Annotated in this window: 18 protein-coding genes; 12 read left to right on the top strand and 6 right to left on the bottom strand. The window is 56.1% G+C overall.

The window, feature by feature from the left end:
* Positions 1-24 precede the first annotated feature (24 nt).
* Positions 25-780: a TerC family protein gene (locus RGU44_RS09820; protein ID WP_322216923.1), complete on the bottom strand. Its 756-nt coding sequence runs from the start codon at positions 778-780 to the stop codon at positions 25-27.
* Positions 781-931: 151 nt separating this feature from the next.
* Here RGU44_RS09820 and nhaR point away from each other — a divergent pair, with 151 nt between their 5' ends.
* Entirely contained in the window at positions 932-1,834 is a 903-nt protein-coding gene (gene nhaR, locus RGU44_RS09825; protein ID WP_322216925.1) for a transcriptional activator NhaR, read from the top strand.
* Here nhaR and RGU44_RS09830 read toward each other — a convergent pair.
* Together RGU44_RS09830 and RGU44_RS09835 are read right to left on the bottom strand one after the other, a co-directional pair.
* Positions 1,831-2,985, bottom strand: a complete 1,155-nt coding sequence (locus RGU44_RS09830) for an MFS transporter (RefSeq protein WP_322216927.1) — start codon at positions 2,983-2,985, stop codon at positions 1,831-1,833. The genes nhaR and RGU44_RS09830 overlap by 4 nt on opposite strands.
* Before the next feature lie 147 nt (positions 2,986-3,132).
* The gene (locus RGU44_RS09835; protein ID WP_322178648.1) at positions 3,133-3,642 is read right to left on the bottom strand and encodes a DUF1993 domain-containing protein; all 510 of its coding nucleotides are present in this window, start codon (positions 3,640-3,642) and stop codon (positions 3,133-3,135) included.
* A 118-nt stretch (positions 3,643-3,760) separates the two neighbouring features.
* On the opposite strand from RGU44_RS09835, the gene RGU44_RS09840 reads away from it, so the two are divergent.
* The 4 genes from RGU44_RS09840 to RGU44_RS09855 all read left to right on the top strand — a co-directional run bounded on the left by RGU44_RS09840 (position 3,761) and on the right by RGU44_RS09855 (position 5,697).
* Positions 3,761-4,414, top strand: a complete 654-nt coding sequence (locus RGU44_RS09840) for a YceH family protein (RefSeq protein ID WP_322216929.1) — start codon at positions 3,761-3,763, stop codon at positions 4,412-4,414.
* Between the two features lie 195 nt (positions 4,415-4,609).
* Entirely contained in the window at positions 4,610-4,996 is a 387-nt protein-coding gene (locus tag RGU44_RS09845) for a hypothetical protein (RefSeq protein WP_322178646.1), read from the top strand.
* Between the two features lie 193 nt (positions 4,997-5,189).
* Positions 5,190-5,384 carry a hypothetical protein gene (locus tag RGU44_RS09850; protein ID WP_322178645.1) on the top strand — a complete coding sequence of 65 codons (195 nt, stop codon included), beginning with the start codon at positions 5,190-5,192 and terminating at the stop codon, positions 5,382-5,384.
* Positions 5,385-5,514: 130 nt separating this feature from the next.
* On the top strand, positions 5,515-5,697 hold the full coding sequence (locus RGU44_RS09855) for a hypothetical protein (RefSeq protein ID WP_322178644.1): 183 nt from the start codon (positions 5,515-5,517) through the stop codon (positions 5,695-5,697).
* A 124-nt stretch (positions 5,698-5,821) separates the two neighbouring features.
* Here the strand turns inward: RGU44_RS09855 and RGU44_RS09860 are convergent, their stop codons facing one another.
* Positions 5,822-6,382, bottom strand: a complete 561-nt coding sequence (locus tag RGU44_RS09860; protein ID WP_322178643.1) for a hypothetical protein — start codon at positions 6,380-6,382, stop codon at positions 5,822-5,824.
* Positions 6,383-6,641: 259 nt separating this feature from the next.
* On the opposite strand from RGU44_RS09860, the gene pbpG reads away from it, so the two are divergent.
* The 5 genes from pbpG (at position 6,642) to RGU44_RS09885 (ending at position 11,086) form a co-directional block, all read left to right on the top strand.
* Complete coding sequence (gene pbpG / locus RGU44_RS09865) at positions 6,642-7,577, top strand: D-alanyl-D-alanine endopeptidase (protein WP_322178642.1); 936 nt, start codon at positions 6,642-6,644, stop codon at positions 7,575-7,577.
* 229 nt (positions 7,578-7,806) lie between these two features.
* Complete coding sequence (locus tag RGU44_RS09870) at positions 7,807-8,265, top strand: DUF2214 family protein (RefSeq protein ID WP_322183095.1); 459 nt, start codon at positions 7,807-7,809, stop codon at positions 8,263-8,265.
* A gap of 57 nt (positions 8,266-8,322) precedes the next feature.
* On the top strand, positions 8,323-8,745 hold the full coding sequence (locus tag RGU44_RS09875) for a DUF3010 family protein (RefSeq protein WP_322178641.1): 423 nt from the start codon (positions 8,323-8,325) through the stop codon (positions 8,743-8,745).
* Between the two features lie 226 nt (positions 8,746-8,971).
* On the top strand, positions 8,972-10,270 hold the full coding sequence (locus RGU44_RS09880; RefSeq protein WP_322178640.1) for an MFS transporter: 1,299 nt from the start codon (positions 8,972-8,974) through the stop codon (positions 10,268-10,270).
* 87 nt (positions 10,271-10,357) lie between these two features.
* Positions 10,358-11,086: a substrate-binding domain-containing protein gene (locus tag RGU44_RS09885; protein ID WP_416194638.1), complete on the top strand. Its 729-nt coding sequence runs from the start codon at positions 10,358-10,360 to the stop codon at positions 11,084-11,086.
* 12 nt (positions 11,087-11,098) lie between these two features.
* On the opposite strand, the gene RGU44_RS09890 is transcribed toward RGU44_RS09885, so the two are convergent.
* Complete coding sequence (locus RGU44_RS09890) at positions 11,099-12,028, bottom strand: LysR family transcriptional regulator (protein WP_322216936.1); 930 nt, start codon at positions 12,026-12,028, stop codon at positions 11,099-11,101.
* Between the two features lie 334 nt (positions 12,029-12,362).
* Between RGU44_RS09890 and RGU44_RS09895 the strand changes: the two genes are divergently transcribed.
* On the top strand, positions 12,363-12,977 hold the full coding sequence (locus RGU44_RS09895) for a TetR/AcrR family transcriptional regulator (RefSeq protein ID WP_322216939.1): 615 nt from the start codon (positions 12,363-12,365) through the stop codon (positions 12,975-12,977).
* Entirely contained in the window at positions 12,970-13,668 is a 699-nt protein-coding gene (locus RGU44_RS09900; RefSeq protein ID WP_322216941.1) for a glutathione binding-like protein, read from the top strand. The genes RGU44_RS09895 and RGU44_RS09900 overlap by 8 nt, the downstream gene beginning before the upstream one ends.
* Before the next feature lie 46 nt (positions 13,669-13,714).
* Here RGU44_RS09900 and treS read toward each other — a convergent pair whose 3' ends face one another.
* Positions 13,715-15,781, bottom strand: a complete 2,067-nt coding sequence (gene treS / locus RGU44_RS09905; RefSeq protein WP_322178635.1) for a maltose alpha-D-glucosyltransferase — start codon at positions 15,779-15,781, stop codon at positions 13,715-13,717.
* Positions 15,782-15,828 lie beyond the last annotated feature (47 nt).

Genomic DNA, 15,828 nt, shown 5'->3' on the forward strand with positions numbered 1-15,828 from the left:
TTCACCCGCAACAAACCCTCACTCTCAGACAGCCACGGCCTTCGACTTCGCCTTGAGCTTCGACCTGCGCGACAGCATATTCAGACCTTCGATTACCGCTGAGAACGTCATCGCCGCGTAGACATAGCCCTTCGGAACGTGCGCACCAAAGCCCTCGGCGATCAGTGTCATGCCGATCATGATCAAGAAGCCCAGCGCCAGCATCACCACGGTCGGATTGTCATTGATGAACTTGGCCAACGGCTCTGCAGCGACCAGCATTACCACAACGGCAGCCACCACAGCGATGACCATGATTGGCAAGTGTTCGGTCATGCCCACGGCAGTGATGATGCTGTCGATGGAAAACACCATATCGAGTATCAAAATCTGGCCGATGGCGGCAGCCAAGCCTAGTGTGACGCCTGAAGAGGCCGCCTTCTCGTCTTCATGCCTGGCTTCGACGTTGTGGTGAATTTCGGTAGTCGCTTTCCACAACAGGAACAGACCACCGGCAATCAGAATCATGTCTTTCCAGGAGAACACCTGCCCAAACAGCTCGATCACCGGCTCAGTCAATTGCACGATATAGGCGATGGTGCTGAGCAAGCCCAGACGCAGGAACAGGGCCATGCCGATCCCCAGACGCCGAGCTTTGGCACGTTGATGCTCTGGCAGCTTGTTGGTCAGGATCGAGATGAAGATCAGGTTATCGATGCCCAGCACGATTTCCATCACCACCAGCGTCGCCAAAGCGATCCAGGCGGTAGGGCTTGCAGCCAGTTGTAATAGATATTCCATGTGAGTGAACCCTGATTCAGGCTGAAAAATTGAATGAATTTCCGGGGCGTAAGTAGACCCGGCGATTGCGCTGCATTCTAGGGAGACAAACACATCAGAAAAATTCGTATTTTTACCGTGTATACTTCGGTTTTTACGAATCGGGCTGCTCATGCTTAATTATCGACAGCTGCATTACTTCTGGGTCGTGGCCAAAACCGGCAGCATCGTAAGGGCTAGCGAGCAGTTGAACCTGACGCCGCAGACCATCAGCGGACAGATCAGTTTGCTGGAGCAAACCTTCGGTATCGACTTGTTTCGCCGGGTGGGTAGGCAATTGGAGTTAACAGAGGCAGGTCGCCTTACCCTGCCCTATGCCGAGCAAATGTTTCAGCTTGGAGGTGAACTGGAAGCGCTGCTTCGCGCCCAGCCCAATGAGCAGCAAATCCTGTTTCGCATCGGGGTTGCAGATGTGGTGCCCAAGTCGATTGTGTACCGCCTGATTTCGCCGACCATGCAGCTGGCCGAGCCAATCCGCATCACCTGCCGCGAAGACAAACTTGAGCGCTTGCTGGCCGATCTGGCCATTCAGCGCTTGGACCTTGTGATCTCCGACAGTCCAATGCCTTCGCACATGGACATCAAAGGCTATAGCCAGAAGCTGGGCGAATGCGGGATCAGCTTTTTCGCGACTCAGGCGCTGGCCAAGCGCTATGGGCCGAATTTCCCTCACGGCTTGCAAGGCGCGCCACTATTGATTCCGGGACAGGAAACCGTAATCCGCAACCGCCTCATGCGTTGGTTTGCCGAGCAAAATGTGCAACCACGGATTATCGGCGAGTTCGACGACAGCGCGCTGATGAAGGCTTTCGGAAAATCCGGCAGTGGGATTTTCATCGCCCCGAGCGTGATTGCCGATGAAGTTCAGGTGCAGTACGGGGTGCAAATGATCGGTCAGACCAACGCCGTAACCGAGTCTTTCTACGCGATCTCAGTCGAACGCAAGGTCAAGCACCCAGGCATTGTTGCCATTACCGAGGGCGCTCGACGCGGATTATTCATCCAGTCTGATTAAGCCCAAACAGGTACGGGCTTGGCGGACATCAACAGCAGCGCCAGCAGAATCGACAGCAGGATAATCCCCGCCGCCGCAACCCCCAGACTGCCCAGACCGAAGTTGTCGATTACCTGCCCACCGATGATCGCGCCAATGCCAATCCCCAGATTCGCCCCGGCAATGTTCAACGAAGCCGCAAAAGCGGGCGCATGGGGAGCCGCCTTCATCAACCGAACGTGGCTGACGAGGAACAACGCTGCCTGCGTGATGCCCCAGACGGCTAACGCCAGACCAAGACCAAGCGTCGAATGCATGCTAGGCACCACGGCCACCATGCCGGTGATCATGAACGCACTGAAGAACAGGCTGGCAATCAATGGGTGGTGGTCAACCATGCGCCCACCCAACGAGTTACCCAGCAAGCCGACCGCGCCAAATCCCATCAGACACCAGCCCACCACCGTGCCATTGAACCCGGCCAGACGTTCCAGCATGTCCGCCAGATAGGTATAGGCTGTGAACATGCCACTGAACACCAGCACCGACAACAGCACATGACCGAGCATCAATGGGCTACGTAAAATCTTGAACTGCGCGAGCAATGAAACCGGCTCTTTGTGCTTATTCGTCGTGGGCAGGTAGATCAACAACAGCAATGCTTTGGCGAACGCTACCACCGCCAGGATGGCGAACGCGCTACGCCACCCCCAGGCATCAGAAATCAATGTCCCGACCGGAATGCCGAATACCGTCGCACAGACGATGCCGAAACCAATCTTTGAAATGGCTCGCCCGGCGTATTCCGGACCCACAATATCCACTGCTGTCTCACTGGCCAGCGCCCAAAACACTGGCAGCCCGAGCGCGGGAATCAGTCGCGCCACCGCCATCACGGCAATGTTGGGTGCCAATGCCGCCAACAGGTTGGAAAAACCGAACATGATCAAAATGGTGATAAACAGACGTTTGCGCTCAAAGCGCGAAAAATACGCCGTGAGGAAGGGCCCGAAAGCGGCCACGGTGAAAGCAAACAACGTCACCAACAAACCGGCCTGAGACACCGAGATATCCAGGTCACGGGCTATCGCAGGCAACAGGCCGACGATGATGAACTCTGTGGTCAGTACCGTAAAACCGGCAGCCGACAACAGCAAAATAGGCAACAACATGAACACTCCAGAACAACGAAGCAGATCAAGCCATAAGGACCGATCTGTCAGTAAATACATCTACACGTGACACGGGGCATAAAAAAGCCGCTGCACGAAACATCTCGTGCAACGGCTTGGCGTCAATCCAACAGGTCGCTCAACGAATCAGTACGCGCCCATGTAATCGCGCTTGCCGACTTCAACGCCGTTGTGGCGCAGGATGGCGTAGGTCGTGGTGATGTGGAAGAAGAACTGCGGCAGACCATAACCCAACAGGTAGGTCTGAGCGTCGAAGCGCTTCTCTTTAGGAGTGCCCTGACGCGTGACGATCTCGCGACCTTCCTGGCCATTGATTAGCTCAGGGCTGATGCTACCGATGAAGGCCAGGGTCTTGGCGATCAAGGCTTGCAGGTCGGCGAAGGTTTTTTCGGTGTCGTCAAACTTCGGTGGCTCTATACCCGCCAGACGGGCGGATACGCCTTTGGCGAAATCAGCTGCGATTTGTACCTGACGGATTAGTTGGAACATGTCCGGGAACAGGCGAGCTTGCAGCAAGGCGTCAGGTTCAATGTTTTTTGAAGTGGCATGGGCTTCAGCCTTGGCCAGTACGTCACTCAAAGCAGTGAGCATTTGTTTGAAAACCGGGACGGAAGCGGCGTACAAGGAAATAGTCATGGCAGATCCTGAATTGAAGGTGACGTGATTATAGTCATGGAGGGCGCACGAAAGCGGCTTGTCTTTTATATCACTGAGCCCCTAGGCTAGTTGCCTTCAAACGCCCAGGGAAAGCGCCATGTCTACCGAGCCCGTGTCTACCGACTCCGCCGATAAGCTGCAACTCAACAATGTGGAAGTTCGCATCCTCGGCTGCCTGATCGAAAAAAAGGCCACCAACCCCGAAACCTATCCCTTGACCCTTAATGCGCTGGTCACTGCCTGCAATCAAAAAACCAGCCGCGAACCGGTGACGAGCCTGACTCAGGGCCAGGTCGGCCAAAGTCTACGCGCCCTCGAAGGCCGTGGCTTAACACGGTTGGTGATGGGCAGCCGTGCTGATCGCTGGGAGCATCGCGCTGATAAAGCCCTGGAATTAGTGCCTGCACAAGTTATCTTGAGTGGTTTGTTGTTCCTGCGAGGCCCGCAAACGGTCAATGAATTGCTCACTCGAAGCAACCGCATGCACGACTTTGAAGATATCGAGCAAGTCGCCCATCAACTGGAACGCTTGATCGCCCGAGGGCTGGCGACGTTGTTGCCGCGTCAATCCGGCCAGCGTGAAGATCGATATATGCACTCACTCGGTGACCCGGAAGACATCGAGGCTATTCTCGCGGCCCGACAAAATCAGCCCGAACGCGCCGGTGGCGGGTCGGCCTCGACAGAGCGTCTGGACGAACTCGAAGCGCGGATTACGGCGCTGGAAGAGCGTTTGGCAAAGCTTGAATAACCTCGCCCTGCGGCGCACAGAATGGCCTTTGCCAACGCGGCCAAGTCCGCGATAATAGCCGCCGGACACACTTACACAATCTTTACTCACGCGATTCGCAGATTTCTCCGAAACCGCTGTCTTAGTAGTATCCCGTGGCAGTGCCTGAGCGTAACGCAGGCTCGCGACAACGGGGTTGAAAGCCGAGGAATACTCATGATTCGTCACATCCCCAAGGTTGCCTTGTTGTTAGGTGCCCTAGCCATCGCAAGCCAAGCGTCAGCAGACGGGCGAGGTTGGGGTGGTCCAGGTCTAGTGGTAGGCGCCGTGGTCGGGGCCGTCGTGGCGGGTGCCGTGATGTCATCCAACCAACCCCGGACAGTCTATGTGGAACCGCAACCGGTCTATGCACCACAACCGGTTTACTATCAGGCACCGCCGCCACCGGTGTACTACCAGCCGGTCGTAGTGGCTCCAGCCCCGGTTTATTATCGTCCTGGGTATTACGGCCCACCGCCAGGCTACTACGGTCGTCCACATGGCTATTATGGTCATGACAGGGATGAACGAGGCTACCGGGGTGACGGCCCTGGGCGCTGGTAACATTCTGAAAAATAGCCCTGCCCCCAAAAAGGCGGGGCTGTTTTTTTAGCGTCTACATCAGTTCGATGGAGGTCGCTGGGGGGACAGCGTGTTTGCTTGAGTCCGTCATTATTGACGTCATCGTTGTGAGTACGGTGCTCTTCAGCAACGCTTACTCAACGACATCAGCCTTCATAACAATAAGGACGCCCCTATGCCGACTCAGCATCCCCACCATGCGGAGGGATTGTGCACATCGGACAAAGTGTATCGCGCACTGACCGAACTCAAGAGTCTGGAAGGCCATCGTAGCGCAAAGTTTTTGTCCTTGCTGGCACAGAACCTGGTTGAAAAAGGTCTTCTGAACAATCATGAAGTGATGGCAATGCTCGATCAGGTCGTCGACTGATCAGCCCTGGACACGCAACGGCAATAACCGCAACGAACCCCATTATCATCAATATCCACTATCGAGAGCAGTGATTATCACTCGCTCGCAGGGCGCCGTAGAGTAGCGGCATTGATTGATGGAGGTACTTATGACCAAGGTTCAGATCATGTCGGTAGTCGGTAGCGCAGTTCCAGCCCAGCTCAGAGCGTGTGGCCTGCTTGCCTGCTGGTACCTGGTACAGGAAGGCGAGCCCATAAGCGGCCCCTTCGCCTCCCTGCCAGCGGCCCAGGCCTTGTCCAAGAAGTTCGACACGTGCCAGATGAACGCCTGACGCGGGCTGACTGATTAAATACCCGTTCTAGCGAATCGTGTTGCCCTGACATCGTGCGTTGCTCCGCACATCCCCTTGCCCGCATCTCTGATGTGGGCTTTTTTATGCGCAGCAAAAAGTCTGATCAGAGACGCTCAGCCATTGCCGCATTGACCTGAGTCCGGTGCGCCAGTTTTTGCAGGCGCTTATCCAGATTCATCATGACCACTCGATCTGCACGGCCGCTCTCAAGCTCATCGACCAACTCGTTAGCCACCTGCCGCAGTTCGTGAGCAATCACCACACGGTCATCATTCAGATCACGCTTATGCGATTCGAACAAGCGATGCAGGAAATCCTGAAGGGTATGCTGCAGCCGATGCCTGTCGGTGGCGCGAAGATGCGTCAGGTTAATATTGATTTTTGCCAGCAGCTCATTGAGCTCACCGCACAAGTATTGCAGTCGGCGAGCGTACCCCACCTCCCGCTCACGCATTAGTTTGTGCTGGCTCGCAGCGTCCTGCTTTTTCTGAATGCCCGGCACCGCTATCGCGACCATCAAGCCAACAATAAGACCGGTCGCCTGAATCCAGCCCGCCCAATCCGCAGATTTCTGAAAAAAACCAACCCCAAGCAAGAGCACTGCAACCACAGCCGCTACTATTACCAGTGCGAGGTAATCCTTGCTGATAAAACTCTTGGGCATTGCGCGACTCCTGAGTCGTTTGAGAACACGTGGCATTAACCGCACAGGATGCTAATCGGTGTGCTCGTCAGACACCATGTCTATTGCTGGTTTTGGTTAGCAATCGTGGTTTTTTCACCTATAAAAGCGCATTGCTGCTCTAAACCTGAATTCAACCGACAAGACCCATCGACAGCGCCCGGAGCGTGCTCATAAAATGAAGTGTTTGCGTAGAGACCCCGTGTTAAACGGCATATTCCATTATTAGTGAGCCCAGCTCGTGAAAATTCGTCATTCCATTCTGAGCCTATTATTTGTATATACAGGCGCCGCACTCTCTCAGAGCGCGTTGGCAAATGAACCCGCCCCTCTTAATCGCGACCCTTCACAACTTCACCTGGCCTCGGGCAGCTCCATGGTGGTTGACCTGCAAACCGACAAAGTATTGTATTCGAGCAACCCGGACATCGTCGTCCCTATCGCCTCGGTGACCAAGCTGATGACGGCCATGGTGACGCTGGACGCGAAACTGCCCATGGACGAAATGATTCCAGTGTCGATCACCAACACCAAGGAAATGAAAGGTGTGTTCTCCAGGGTCAAGCTAGGCAGTCAGCTAGACCGCAAGAACATGCTATTGATTTCCCTGATGTCCTCGGAAAACCGGGCCGCGGCGAGCCTCGCTCACAGTTATCCGGGTGGCTATAACGCGTTCATCCTGGCGATGAATGCCAAGGCCAAGGCGCTGGGTATGAAGCATACGGTCTATGTCGAGCCCACCGGTTTGTCCATCTACAACGTGTCCACCGCCCGCGACCTGACCAAACTGGTACTCGCCTCGCGCAAATACCCCATGCTGAGCGAACTGAGCACCACCCCCGAAAAAACCGTGACATTCCATAAGCCCACCTACAGCCTGGGCTTTAGCAACACCGACCACCTGATCAGAAAATCCAACTGGAACATCACCCTGACCAAGACCGGGTTCACCAATCAAGCGGGCCACTGCCTGGTGTTGTTGACCACGATGGCCAATCGGCCGGTGTCGGTGGTGATTCTCGATGCATTCGGCAAATACACTCACTTCGCCGATGCGACTCGTTTGCGCAATTGGATGGAAACAGGGAAAAGCAACCCGGCCCCGCAAGTTGCCGTGCAATACAAGATTCAGAAAAACCTGACCATGAGGCAGGCAGGGATTCAGCCGAAAGAGTAATCAAGGATACTTTCGGACTTGCCGACCGTGTTTGTTTCCTCTCCTGAAAGCCCGGGTCAACGGACGGCGCTCCGATGCAATGTTCCTGCAAACCGCAGCAAGAGCTGCTCGTCAATGAAAGCCCGGAACAGTGTGAGGTTCGGGCAAAATGTCGAACAGTACACTACGACTTGAATACCGGCTGCTGGATAGATTGTTTTTTTATCGTCATGAATGGAGATTCACAACCATGCTCTTCAAATGGTTCCTGGCAACACTGCATCTATTGGCATACGGCGTTGCACTGGGGGCGGTACTCAGCCGTGGAAGATCTTTGCGGCGGCTGAGCCGCACCAACCCCTCCAAGCTTAGGGATGTGTTTGTGGCCGACAACTTCTGGGGTATTGCTGTAGCAGTGCTGCTGGTAACCGGGGTGTTGCGTGCATTTGGCGGGCTTGAGAAGGGAACCTTCTACTATCTGCATCAACCGCTGTTTCACCTGAAGATGACGGCGTTCATTGCGATCATCCTGCTTGAAATCGCGCCTATGGTTGCCCTGATCAAGTGGCGCAACGCGTTTAAAAATGGCACCCCGATCGATACCCGGCGCGCCCAGCTGTACTCCAAAATCAGCCACATCGAAGTGGGTCTGATCATCGTCATACTCGTGGCAGCCGCAGGCATGGCGCGCGGAGTGTTTATCAGTTAGCCATCGATGAAAAAAGAGAAGAAAATGACTGCCTTTTAACTTGCGCAAGGCAGCCACATGAAAATCTGCGGTATCGAAATCAAAGGCAGCGAAGCCATTTTCGCTGTCGCCACGCGTCAAAATAACGCGTTTGAACATCTGCCTCTGACCACAAAAAAAATCACCCTTGAGGACGATGACGAGTCGGCGAACGTCAAAGCGTTCGCGGCCCTCGTCGAGGCGTTTGTTCGTGATCACGGTATCGACCACATCGCGATCAAGAAACGCAGCAAAAAAGGCGAATTCGCGGGCGGCCCGACCACCTTCAAAATCGAAGGGATTTTACAGCTCCTGAGTCAGTGCGAGGTGTCCCTCGTTTCGCCGCAAACCGTCAGCGCTCAACATAAAAAACATGACTTTGCACTGGCCACCTCGCTAAACAAATATCAGCACGAGGCCTATAAAACCGCGTGTGCGGCACTGATGAAAGCAGCGGTTTGAGCAGATTTTTTTGATTGTGCGGGGCCGTGCCGACACTGCACCCCCTGCCACTCAAGGCATGCCGGACCGGACTGCCAGCGCCAAGCTTATCCCGATTATTTATACGTATGACGCATCAATGAATGCGAACTATGCATTTCTCAACTCAGCCCCTCTCAGACACTATTCGCTCCTATAACAATCGTGCACGCCAGGTGCATGCATAAAAGTGTCGGGAGACAAGTAGATGGGCTCAACTCAAAGCGTAACAGCGTCCGCCCGTTCCAAAGCAAGTGCGGTTTTCCGGGTAACGTCAGGTAACTTTCTCGAGCAGTTCGATTTCTTCCTCTTCGGTTTTTATGCCACCTATATCGCAGCCGCCTTTTTCCCGGCGAGCAGCGAATTTGCATCGTTGATGATGACCTTCGCCGTGTTCGGTGCAGGGTTTCTCATGCGCCCGCTGGGCGCAGTCATTCTAGGTGCCTATATCGATGACGTCGGCCGCCGCAAGGGACTAATCGTCACGCTATCAATCATGGCCAGCGGCACCATTCTGATCGTGTTGGTACCGGGCTACGAGAGCATCGGCCTGCTGGCTCCGGCCCTGGTGCTGATCGGGCGCTTGCTTCAAGGTTTCTCTGCAGGCGCAGAATTGGGGGGCGTTTCGGTGTACCTGGCCGAGATGGCGACTCCCGGTAAAAAGGGCTTTTTCACCAGTTGGCAGTCGGCAAGCCAGCAGGTCGCGATCATCGTCGCTGCCGGGCTAGGCTTCGCCTTGAACCAGTGGATGCCTTCATCGATGATCGCCGATTGGGGCTGGCGCGTGCCCTTCCTGATAGGTTGCCTGATCGTCCCGTTCATCTTCGTCCTGCGCAGCAAACTTGAGGAAACCGAAGAGTTTTCTGCGCGCACGCACCGCCCGACCATGCGTGAAGTGTTCAATACCTTGATGCAGAACTGGGGGATCGTCGTCGCAGGCATGCTGATGGTCGCGATGACCACCACGGCTTTTTACCTGATCACTGTCTATGCGCCGACTTTCGGCAAGACCGTACTCAACCTGAGCACCGCCGATGCCTTGATGGTGACGCTGTTGGTGGGGGTCTCTAACTTCATCTGGCTGCCTATCGGCGGCGCGCTGTCTGACCGCGTCGGGCGGCGACCAGTGCTTGTGACCATGGCCGCGCTGGCCATTGTTACGTCCTACCCTGCCCTGTCATTTCTGGCCCAGGCACCCAGCTTCGGCCATATGCTGGAAACGCTGTTGTGGTTGTCCTTTCTATACGGCATGTACAACGGGGCAATGATCGCGGCCCTGACCGAAATTATGCCCGTTGAAGTTCGCGTCGCTGGTTTTTCCTTGGCCTACAGCCTTGCCACTGCGGTGTTCGGCGGTTTCACACCGGCCATTTCCACGGCACTTATCCACCTCACCGGTGACAAGGCAGCACCCGGCTACTGGATGAGTTTTGCCGCCGTCTGCGCGTTGTCCGCGACTCTGTTTCTGTACCGCAGCAAAGCCGTGCAACTGCGCCTTGCAGTGTAATAAGCCTTACTTCCCGGCGTGGAGAAACAGTTTATGAAAGCACAATGTTTGAGATTTGCCGCATGGGTATTGCTCGGCAGCCTGAGCATGACGGCGGCAGTGCACGCCGCCGAAATCCACGTGATGACGTCCGGCGGCTTTACCGCTGCTTATAAGGCACTTAGCCCAAAATTCGCCGCAGACACCGGCAATACGCTGGATACCACGCTGGGTCCATCCATGGGCAAGGCGCCTGAAGCCATTCCCAATAGGCTTGAGCGCGGTGAAAAAGCTGACGTGGTGATCATGGTCGGGTATGCACTCGACGATCTGATCAAGCAAGGCAAAGTGATACCTGGCTCACGGGTCGAGCTTGCAGATTCGAGAATCGGTGCCGTCGTACGTGCAGGGGCGGACACGCCGAAAATCGCGTCCGAAGACCAACTCAAAGCGGCCTTACTCAAGGCTCGCTCAGTCGCTTACTCCGACAGCGCCAGCGGAGTATATATCCAGGATCAACTGTTCAAGCGCCTGGGAGTCGAAAGCCAATTGCAGCCAAAATCCAAGATGATTGTGAAAACCCCAGTCGCCTCCGTGGTCGCAACAGGCGACTACGAACTGGGCTTCCAGCAGGTCAGCGAACTGCTACCGGTTTCCGGCGTAATCTTCATTGGCAAGATCCCGGAGTCGCTGCAGTCGGTCACGCGCTTCGCCGCAGGGATCCCTGTCGATGCCCAGAATCCACAGCAAGCAAAGGCCTTGCTCGATTACCTTGCATCACCTGGCGTCCAATCGGAGGTGCGTGCGACCGGACTCGATTCCGTCAGCCATAACTGACGGCACGCAGTCTTAATGCACCGCCGTCGGCCCCTGGACTGACGGCGGCAGCGCTTTCATCTCGACAATCAGTCGCTCCAGCTCCAGCGCCGCCGGCGTCAACGTGCGCCCCCGGCGCTTGATCAAGCCAACGCTACGTATCACCTGCGGCGCGGTCAGCGGCACACTCATTAAAATCGGATGTCCGGCGGTCGGCACCGCCATCGCTGGCGCGGCAGCAATCCCCAGGCCCGCCTCGACCAACCCCAGCATCGTCACCACATGCCGTGTTTCGCAGACACTCGGCCGCGCCGGTTTAATGTGAATCAGCGCCTGATCGAGCAGGAAGCGATTGCCTGACGTTTTATCTACCGCAATGTAGTCGTGCTCAAAAAACTCGCTCCACGTCACGGCCTCCCGACTCGCCAGTGCATGGTCACGGCGGCAGGCCAGCACATAGGTATCCTGTACCAATAACTCAAACTCAAGCCCGACATCCAGATTACCCATGAAACTGAGGCCCAGATCGGCTTCGCCACTGACCACCGCGTCGTGTACATCGTGAGCGCTGGCATCAAGCACCCTTACTCTGATTTTTGGGTAGAGCTGATGATAGCGAGCGACCACCCGCGGCATGAAGTAATAGGCCGCCGACGGCACACATGCGATCGTGACATGGCCCAGGCGTGTCGACGCGACATCGCTGATACCCAGTAATGCGTCGTCGAGGTCGTCGAGCAAACGTTCGGCACGCGGTGCGAACGCACGCCCGACCATGGTCAGACTGACACGGCGAGTGGTGCGTTCAAACAGCTTGACGCCCAATGCACCCTCAAGCTTTTCGATACGTCGGCTCAGGGCGGGCTGAGAAATATGAATCGCTTCGGCAGCTTTTCCAAAGCTGCCTTTTTCCACCACGGCGCGGAAAGCCTGGAGATCGTTCAGGTCGAAATTGATAGCCATGGATAACGCACGCCAAGGGGCAATTAATAGGTTGAATACGTCGCGACAGGGAATAGGGTCATGGATGCATGGTTAAATCCGAGACTAGCATCTTGGCGCTGCGTATTGGAAATGCAAGGCCTGGCCCGTGCAGATGAACAACAGCCACGACAGCAGCTCGGGAAGATCAACAGGCGTGCCGATAAAGCGTCCGGTTTTCTCACTGAGGTAGAGCAAGATGGCGCGGAACTCGGGGGTGCTGCTCGCCTTTGCGTTCTAGAACGATTGATTTAGAATAGTTTGGAAACGACAAAGGGGCAACAGCTTTGTCTGCCGCATGCTGAGGAACCGCGAGATGGCTCGACCAAGAGAATTTGATGAAGCCGCAGTGCTCGATGCAGCCGTGCAATGCTTCTGGGTACGAGGGTATGAAGCGACCTCGATTCGCGACCTTGCCCAGAAAATGGGGATCACGGGCGCCAGCCTTTACAACGCGTTCGGTGATAAGCGTTTACTGTATCGACGCGCGCTGGACCACTATCTGGAGCAACGCCTGGTTGAGCGCATCAATCGTCTGGAGAAGCTGCCCCCGCGTGAAGCGATTGGTGCATTCTTTAGCGAAATCATCGAACGGTCCCTGAACGACCCGCAGAACAAAGGCTGCATGCTGGTGAACGGGGCGCTCGAAGCCTCCCCCCTTGACCCGGAGTTCCAACGCGCCATTGCCGAAGTCTTCACACAGATGGAGGCTTTTTTTCGCCGGTGCGTGGTAACGGGTCAGCACACCGGGGCAATTTCCACCTCACAGCCTGCCGATGACTTGGCGCGCCTTCTTCTGGGCGTCCTACTGGGCATTCGCGTCCTCGCCCGCGCACGGCCAGAGCGCGACCTGCTGGAAGGCTTGGTGCGTCCAGCCCTCGCCCTACTCGACCATCACACCACTGCAATGGGAAGCATCCGCCATGATTGAGCTCTATTACTGGCCCACCCCCAATGGCCATAAAATCACCCTATTTCTCGAAGAGGCCGGGCTGGATTACACCCTCCACCCGGTCGATATCAGTGCGGGCGATCAGTTCAAACCAGAGTTTCTGGCTTTCTCGCCCAACAACAGAATGCCCGCCATCATCGACACTGCACCGGCGGACGGCGGTGAGCCAATAACGATTTTTGAATCTGGCGCCATCCTGATGTACCTCGCGGAGAAGACCGGGCTATTCCTGCCCAGCGATGTTCGCGGTCGTAAAACCGTGTCTGAGTGGCTGTTCTGGCAAGTAGGCGGCTTGGGCCCCATGGCTGGACAAAACCATCACTTCGGCCTCTATGCGCCCGAAAAAATCCCTTACGCGATCAATCGCTACGTCAACGAGACGAAGCGACTGTACGGCGTGCTCGACCGTCGGCTGGCCGGTCGGGAGTTTATTGCCGGCGAGCACTACACCATCGCGGACATGGCATCTTACCCTTGGGTTGTCCCATGGAAACAACAGCAACAGAACCTTGAAGACTTCCCCAACCTGCGTCGCTGGTTTGAAGCCGTGCAAGCCCGTCCGGCGACGATACGGGCTTACGCCAAAGGCGAACCCTTCTCTAGCCGCCCTGCCGTCACCGAGGACGGCAAGAAAATCCTGTTTGGGCAAACGGCCCCAGAGCGCCCCTAGGGTCAGTAAACCTATGGACCATAGGAGCGAAGCCAGCCGGTTATCCTCAAACCATCGGCGATGTACTCACCACCCGTAACGCGAGGCCTTCATAAGCGTCCAGGGTGATGGTGAATTCGCCTTGCTCGGTCAGATCCCCCTCGACTCGTTCATTGATGATGTCAACGACCGGGCCGGGGGCGATGTCGGGCAGATGCAAGGTCTCGACGACGGGTTCAGCACTGAAGTTCAGTGCGGTGATCTGGGTGCCCTTCCCGGCTGGCAGTTCGTGAACCATGATCAGCAGACCTGGATGCTGCACGTCAGGGATCAAAATCTGGCGACTGGCGGCGATGTCATACGCGCGCCGCACAGCCAGTATTTTCTTGAGCAGAGAAACAAAGGAGTCCGGCCGCTGCAATTGATCGACCAGGCTGCCGTATAGGGTCTTCGGACGCGGCATGTTGCCGGCCGAAAACTCCGCGTCAGGGTCGAGGTCGACCAGATCGTAAGCCCCCCGATGAATCCAGCGCGTATCGCCGTCCTGCATCAAATGTTGAACCTGTTCGGCCGGCAGTGTCAGCGCGCCCACCAAGTCCCAGCCGGACAAGGCGAAAACCCCCGGCTGCATCGCGTTGTACATCACCAACAGCACATGAATGTGCTGGATCCGCTGAATGTCTGCCTCAGTGATGGCCTCAAGGTCCCGAATGCCCAAGGCGGCCGTGATGATACTGGCCGTGGTGCAGGACACGCCGTTAGTGACGAACTTGAGATTGTAGGGCGCGTGCTCCCCTGCCAGCCGTTCGTACATTTCTTCGCGGATGTGTTCGCGCAAGATGTTTCCGGGGAAGGTCTGCCCCTGATAGTGATAAGTATCGTGGGCGTGCAGCGTCCAGAAGTGCACCAGTTCAAGGGTCAACTCATCATGGTTTTGCAGCGCGTGAATCAGCGACGCAGGATCAATCCCGAACACATGGACCTGACGCAGCATCAGGCGCAAGAACTCAGTATTGCCGGTCAGTAACGCGTGCTGATAAGCCGGTCGGGTAATGAAGTCGTAGGACAGATCGGCACCGCCGTGGGACATGGCGGCGATGTCATCCAGGGTCAGGTTCAGCTCCTGAAAGCTGAACCCTCCGGCTTTGCGAATGGCCCCGCCCAGCAGTTGATTACCGGTGATCGACAACGGGTGACTCTCTGACCAGGCATTGCCTTCAGCCTTGCGCTCGACCCCGAGAAAACCATTGGCGTCGAGACGCAAGACCCGTGCGCCCATGACATCGATGGCATGCAACGCATCGCCGATGATCATCTGTTGTGCGGCAAAGCTTGGGTCCAGCCAATTGAGTGATGGCTGGCCTTCTTTGAAATAGTGCAGATACACCCAGCGCCGGTCCTTTCCGTCCACGCCCTGAACCACCGACGTGGCACTCCAATCGGTATCCTTGATACCCGGCTCGAAGAAAATAACCCGCTGCAATTGCCCCACGATGTAATGCTTGTCTCTGAGACAATCGACGATTTCCGGCGTGAGATTCACCGCATCCCGACCTTGCGGAATGTCAGGTAACAGGTGCCAGTCCTCTTCCCTGATCTCGACCATGTGGTAGAGGCCTGGATAGTCTTCGTAAGCCATTTCAGCCAGACGAAAATCAGCGCCTTTGCCCGTGTGAGAGGGGATCACATCGTCGATGATGACGGCGTTGTGCGCAGCGGCGATGCGGCTCAAACTTTGAAATTGCGCGTCGGTGCCCAACTCTGGATCGATCTCGAAACTGATCCTGTCGAAGTTGCCATCAATGCTGGGTGTACGAAGACGCCCTTGCAAACCACCGGAGGTTTTGAGTGGGCCGTTGTGAATGCCTTCAATACCGATTTCGGACAAGGCGTGCCACAGCGTCTCATCGGCAAGCGCCTCCAACACAGAGCCGCCCTCACGGGTCACAATCGATGCCGGGTAAGCGGTGAACCAGACCGATGCAATGGCCGAAGCATCTCGGGGACGAGTCTGCGCATAAGGCCTCTGCCAGAGCCTGCCCTGCCCCGAATACAATTTGGCGCGCTGCTTGGCGGCATTGAGCATCGACTGCTCAACCAGCCACTCCACATACTGCTTGTCCGGGGTTGTCATCTGTTCAGTCACTCCCTCTTTAAGGTGGATTGGAGAAGAATGCCTAA

Origin of the sequence: Pseudomonas sp. 5C2 (genome assembly GCF_034314155.1) — a bacterium.
GTDB lineage: Bacteria > Pseudomonadota > Gammaproteobacteria > Pseudomonadales > Pseudomonadaceae > Aquipseudomonas.

Bases quoted from the DNA above. Each gene is read 5' to 3' on its own strand.
- RGU44_RS09820 (WP_322216923.1), bottom strand. From the start codon at position 780: ATGGAATATCTATTACAACTGGCTGCAAGCCCTACCGCCTGGATCGCT.
- nhaR (WP_322216925.1), top strand. From the start codon at position 932: ATGCTTAATTATCGACAGCTGCATTACTTCTGGGTCGTGGCCAAAACC.
- RGU44_RS09830 (WP_322216927.1), bottom strand. From the start codon at position 2,985: ATGTTGTTGCCTATTTTGCTGTTGTCGGCTGCCGGTTTTACGGTACTG.
- RGU44_RS09835 (WP_322178648.1), bottom strand. From the start codon at position 3,642: ATGACTATTTCCTTGTACGCCGCTTCCGTCCCGGTTTTCAAACAAATG.
- RGU44_RS09840 (WP_322216929.1), top strand. From the start codon at position 3,761: ATGTCTACCGAGCCCGTGTCTACCGACTCCGCCGATAAGCTGCAACTC.
- RGU44_RS09845 (WP_322178646.1), top strand. From the start codon at position 4,610: ATGATTCGTCACATCCCCAAGGTTGCCTTGTTGTTAGGTGCCCTAGCC.
- RGU44_RS09850 (WP_322178645.1), top strand. From the start codon at position 5,190: ATGCCGACTCAGCATCCCCACCATGCGGAGGGATTGTGCACATCGGAC.
- RGU44_RS09855 (WP_322178644.1), top strand. From the start codon at position 5,515: ATGACCAAGGTTCAGATCATGTCGGTAGTCGGTAGCGCAGTTCCAGCC.
- RGU44_RS09860 (WP_322178643.1), bottom strand. From the start codon at position 6,382: ATGCCCAAGAGTTTTATCAGCAAGGATTACCTCGCACTGGTAATAGTA.
- RGU44_RS09870 (WP_322183095.1), top strand. From the start codon at position 7,807: ATGCTCTTCAAATGGTTCCTGGCAACACTGCATCTATTGGCATACGGC.
- RGU44_RS09875 (WP_322178641.1), top strand. From the start codon at position 8,323: ATGAAAATCTGCGGTATCGAAATCAAAGGCAGCGAAGCCATTTTCGCT.
- RGU44_RS09880 (WP_322178640.1), top strand. From the start codon at position 8,972: ATGGGCTCAACTCAAAGCGTAACAGCGTCCGCCCGTTCCAAAGCAAGT.
- RGU44_RS09885 (WP_416194638.1), top strand. From the start codon at position 10,358: ATGACGGCGGCAGTGCACGCCGCCGAAATCCACGTGATGACGTCCGGC.
- RGU44_RS09890 (WP_322216936.1), bottom strand. From the start codon at position 12,028: ATGGCTATCAATTTCGACCTGAACGATCTCCAGGCTTTCCGCGCCGTG.
- RGU44_RS09895 (WP_322216939.1), top strand. From the start codon at position 12,363: ATGGCTCGACCAAGAGAATTTGATGAAGCCGCAGTGCTCGATGCAGCC.
- RGU44_RS09900 (WP_322216941.1), top strand. From the start codon at position 12,970: ATGATTGAGCTCTATTACTGGCCCACCCCCAATGGCCATAAAATCACC.
- treS (WP_322178635.1), bottom strand. From the start codon at position 15,781: ATGACAACCCCGGACAAGCAGTATGTGGAGTGGCTGGTTGAGCAGTCG.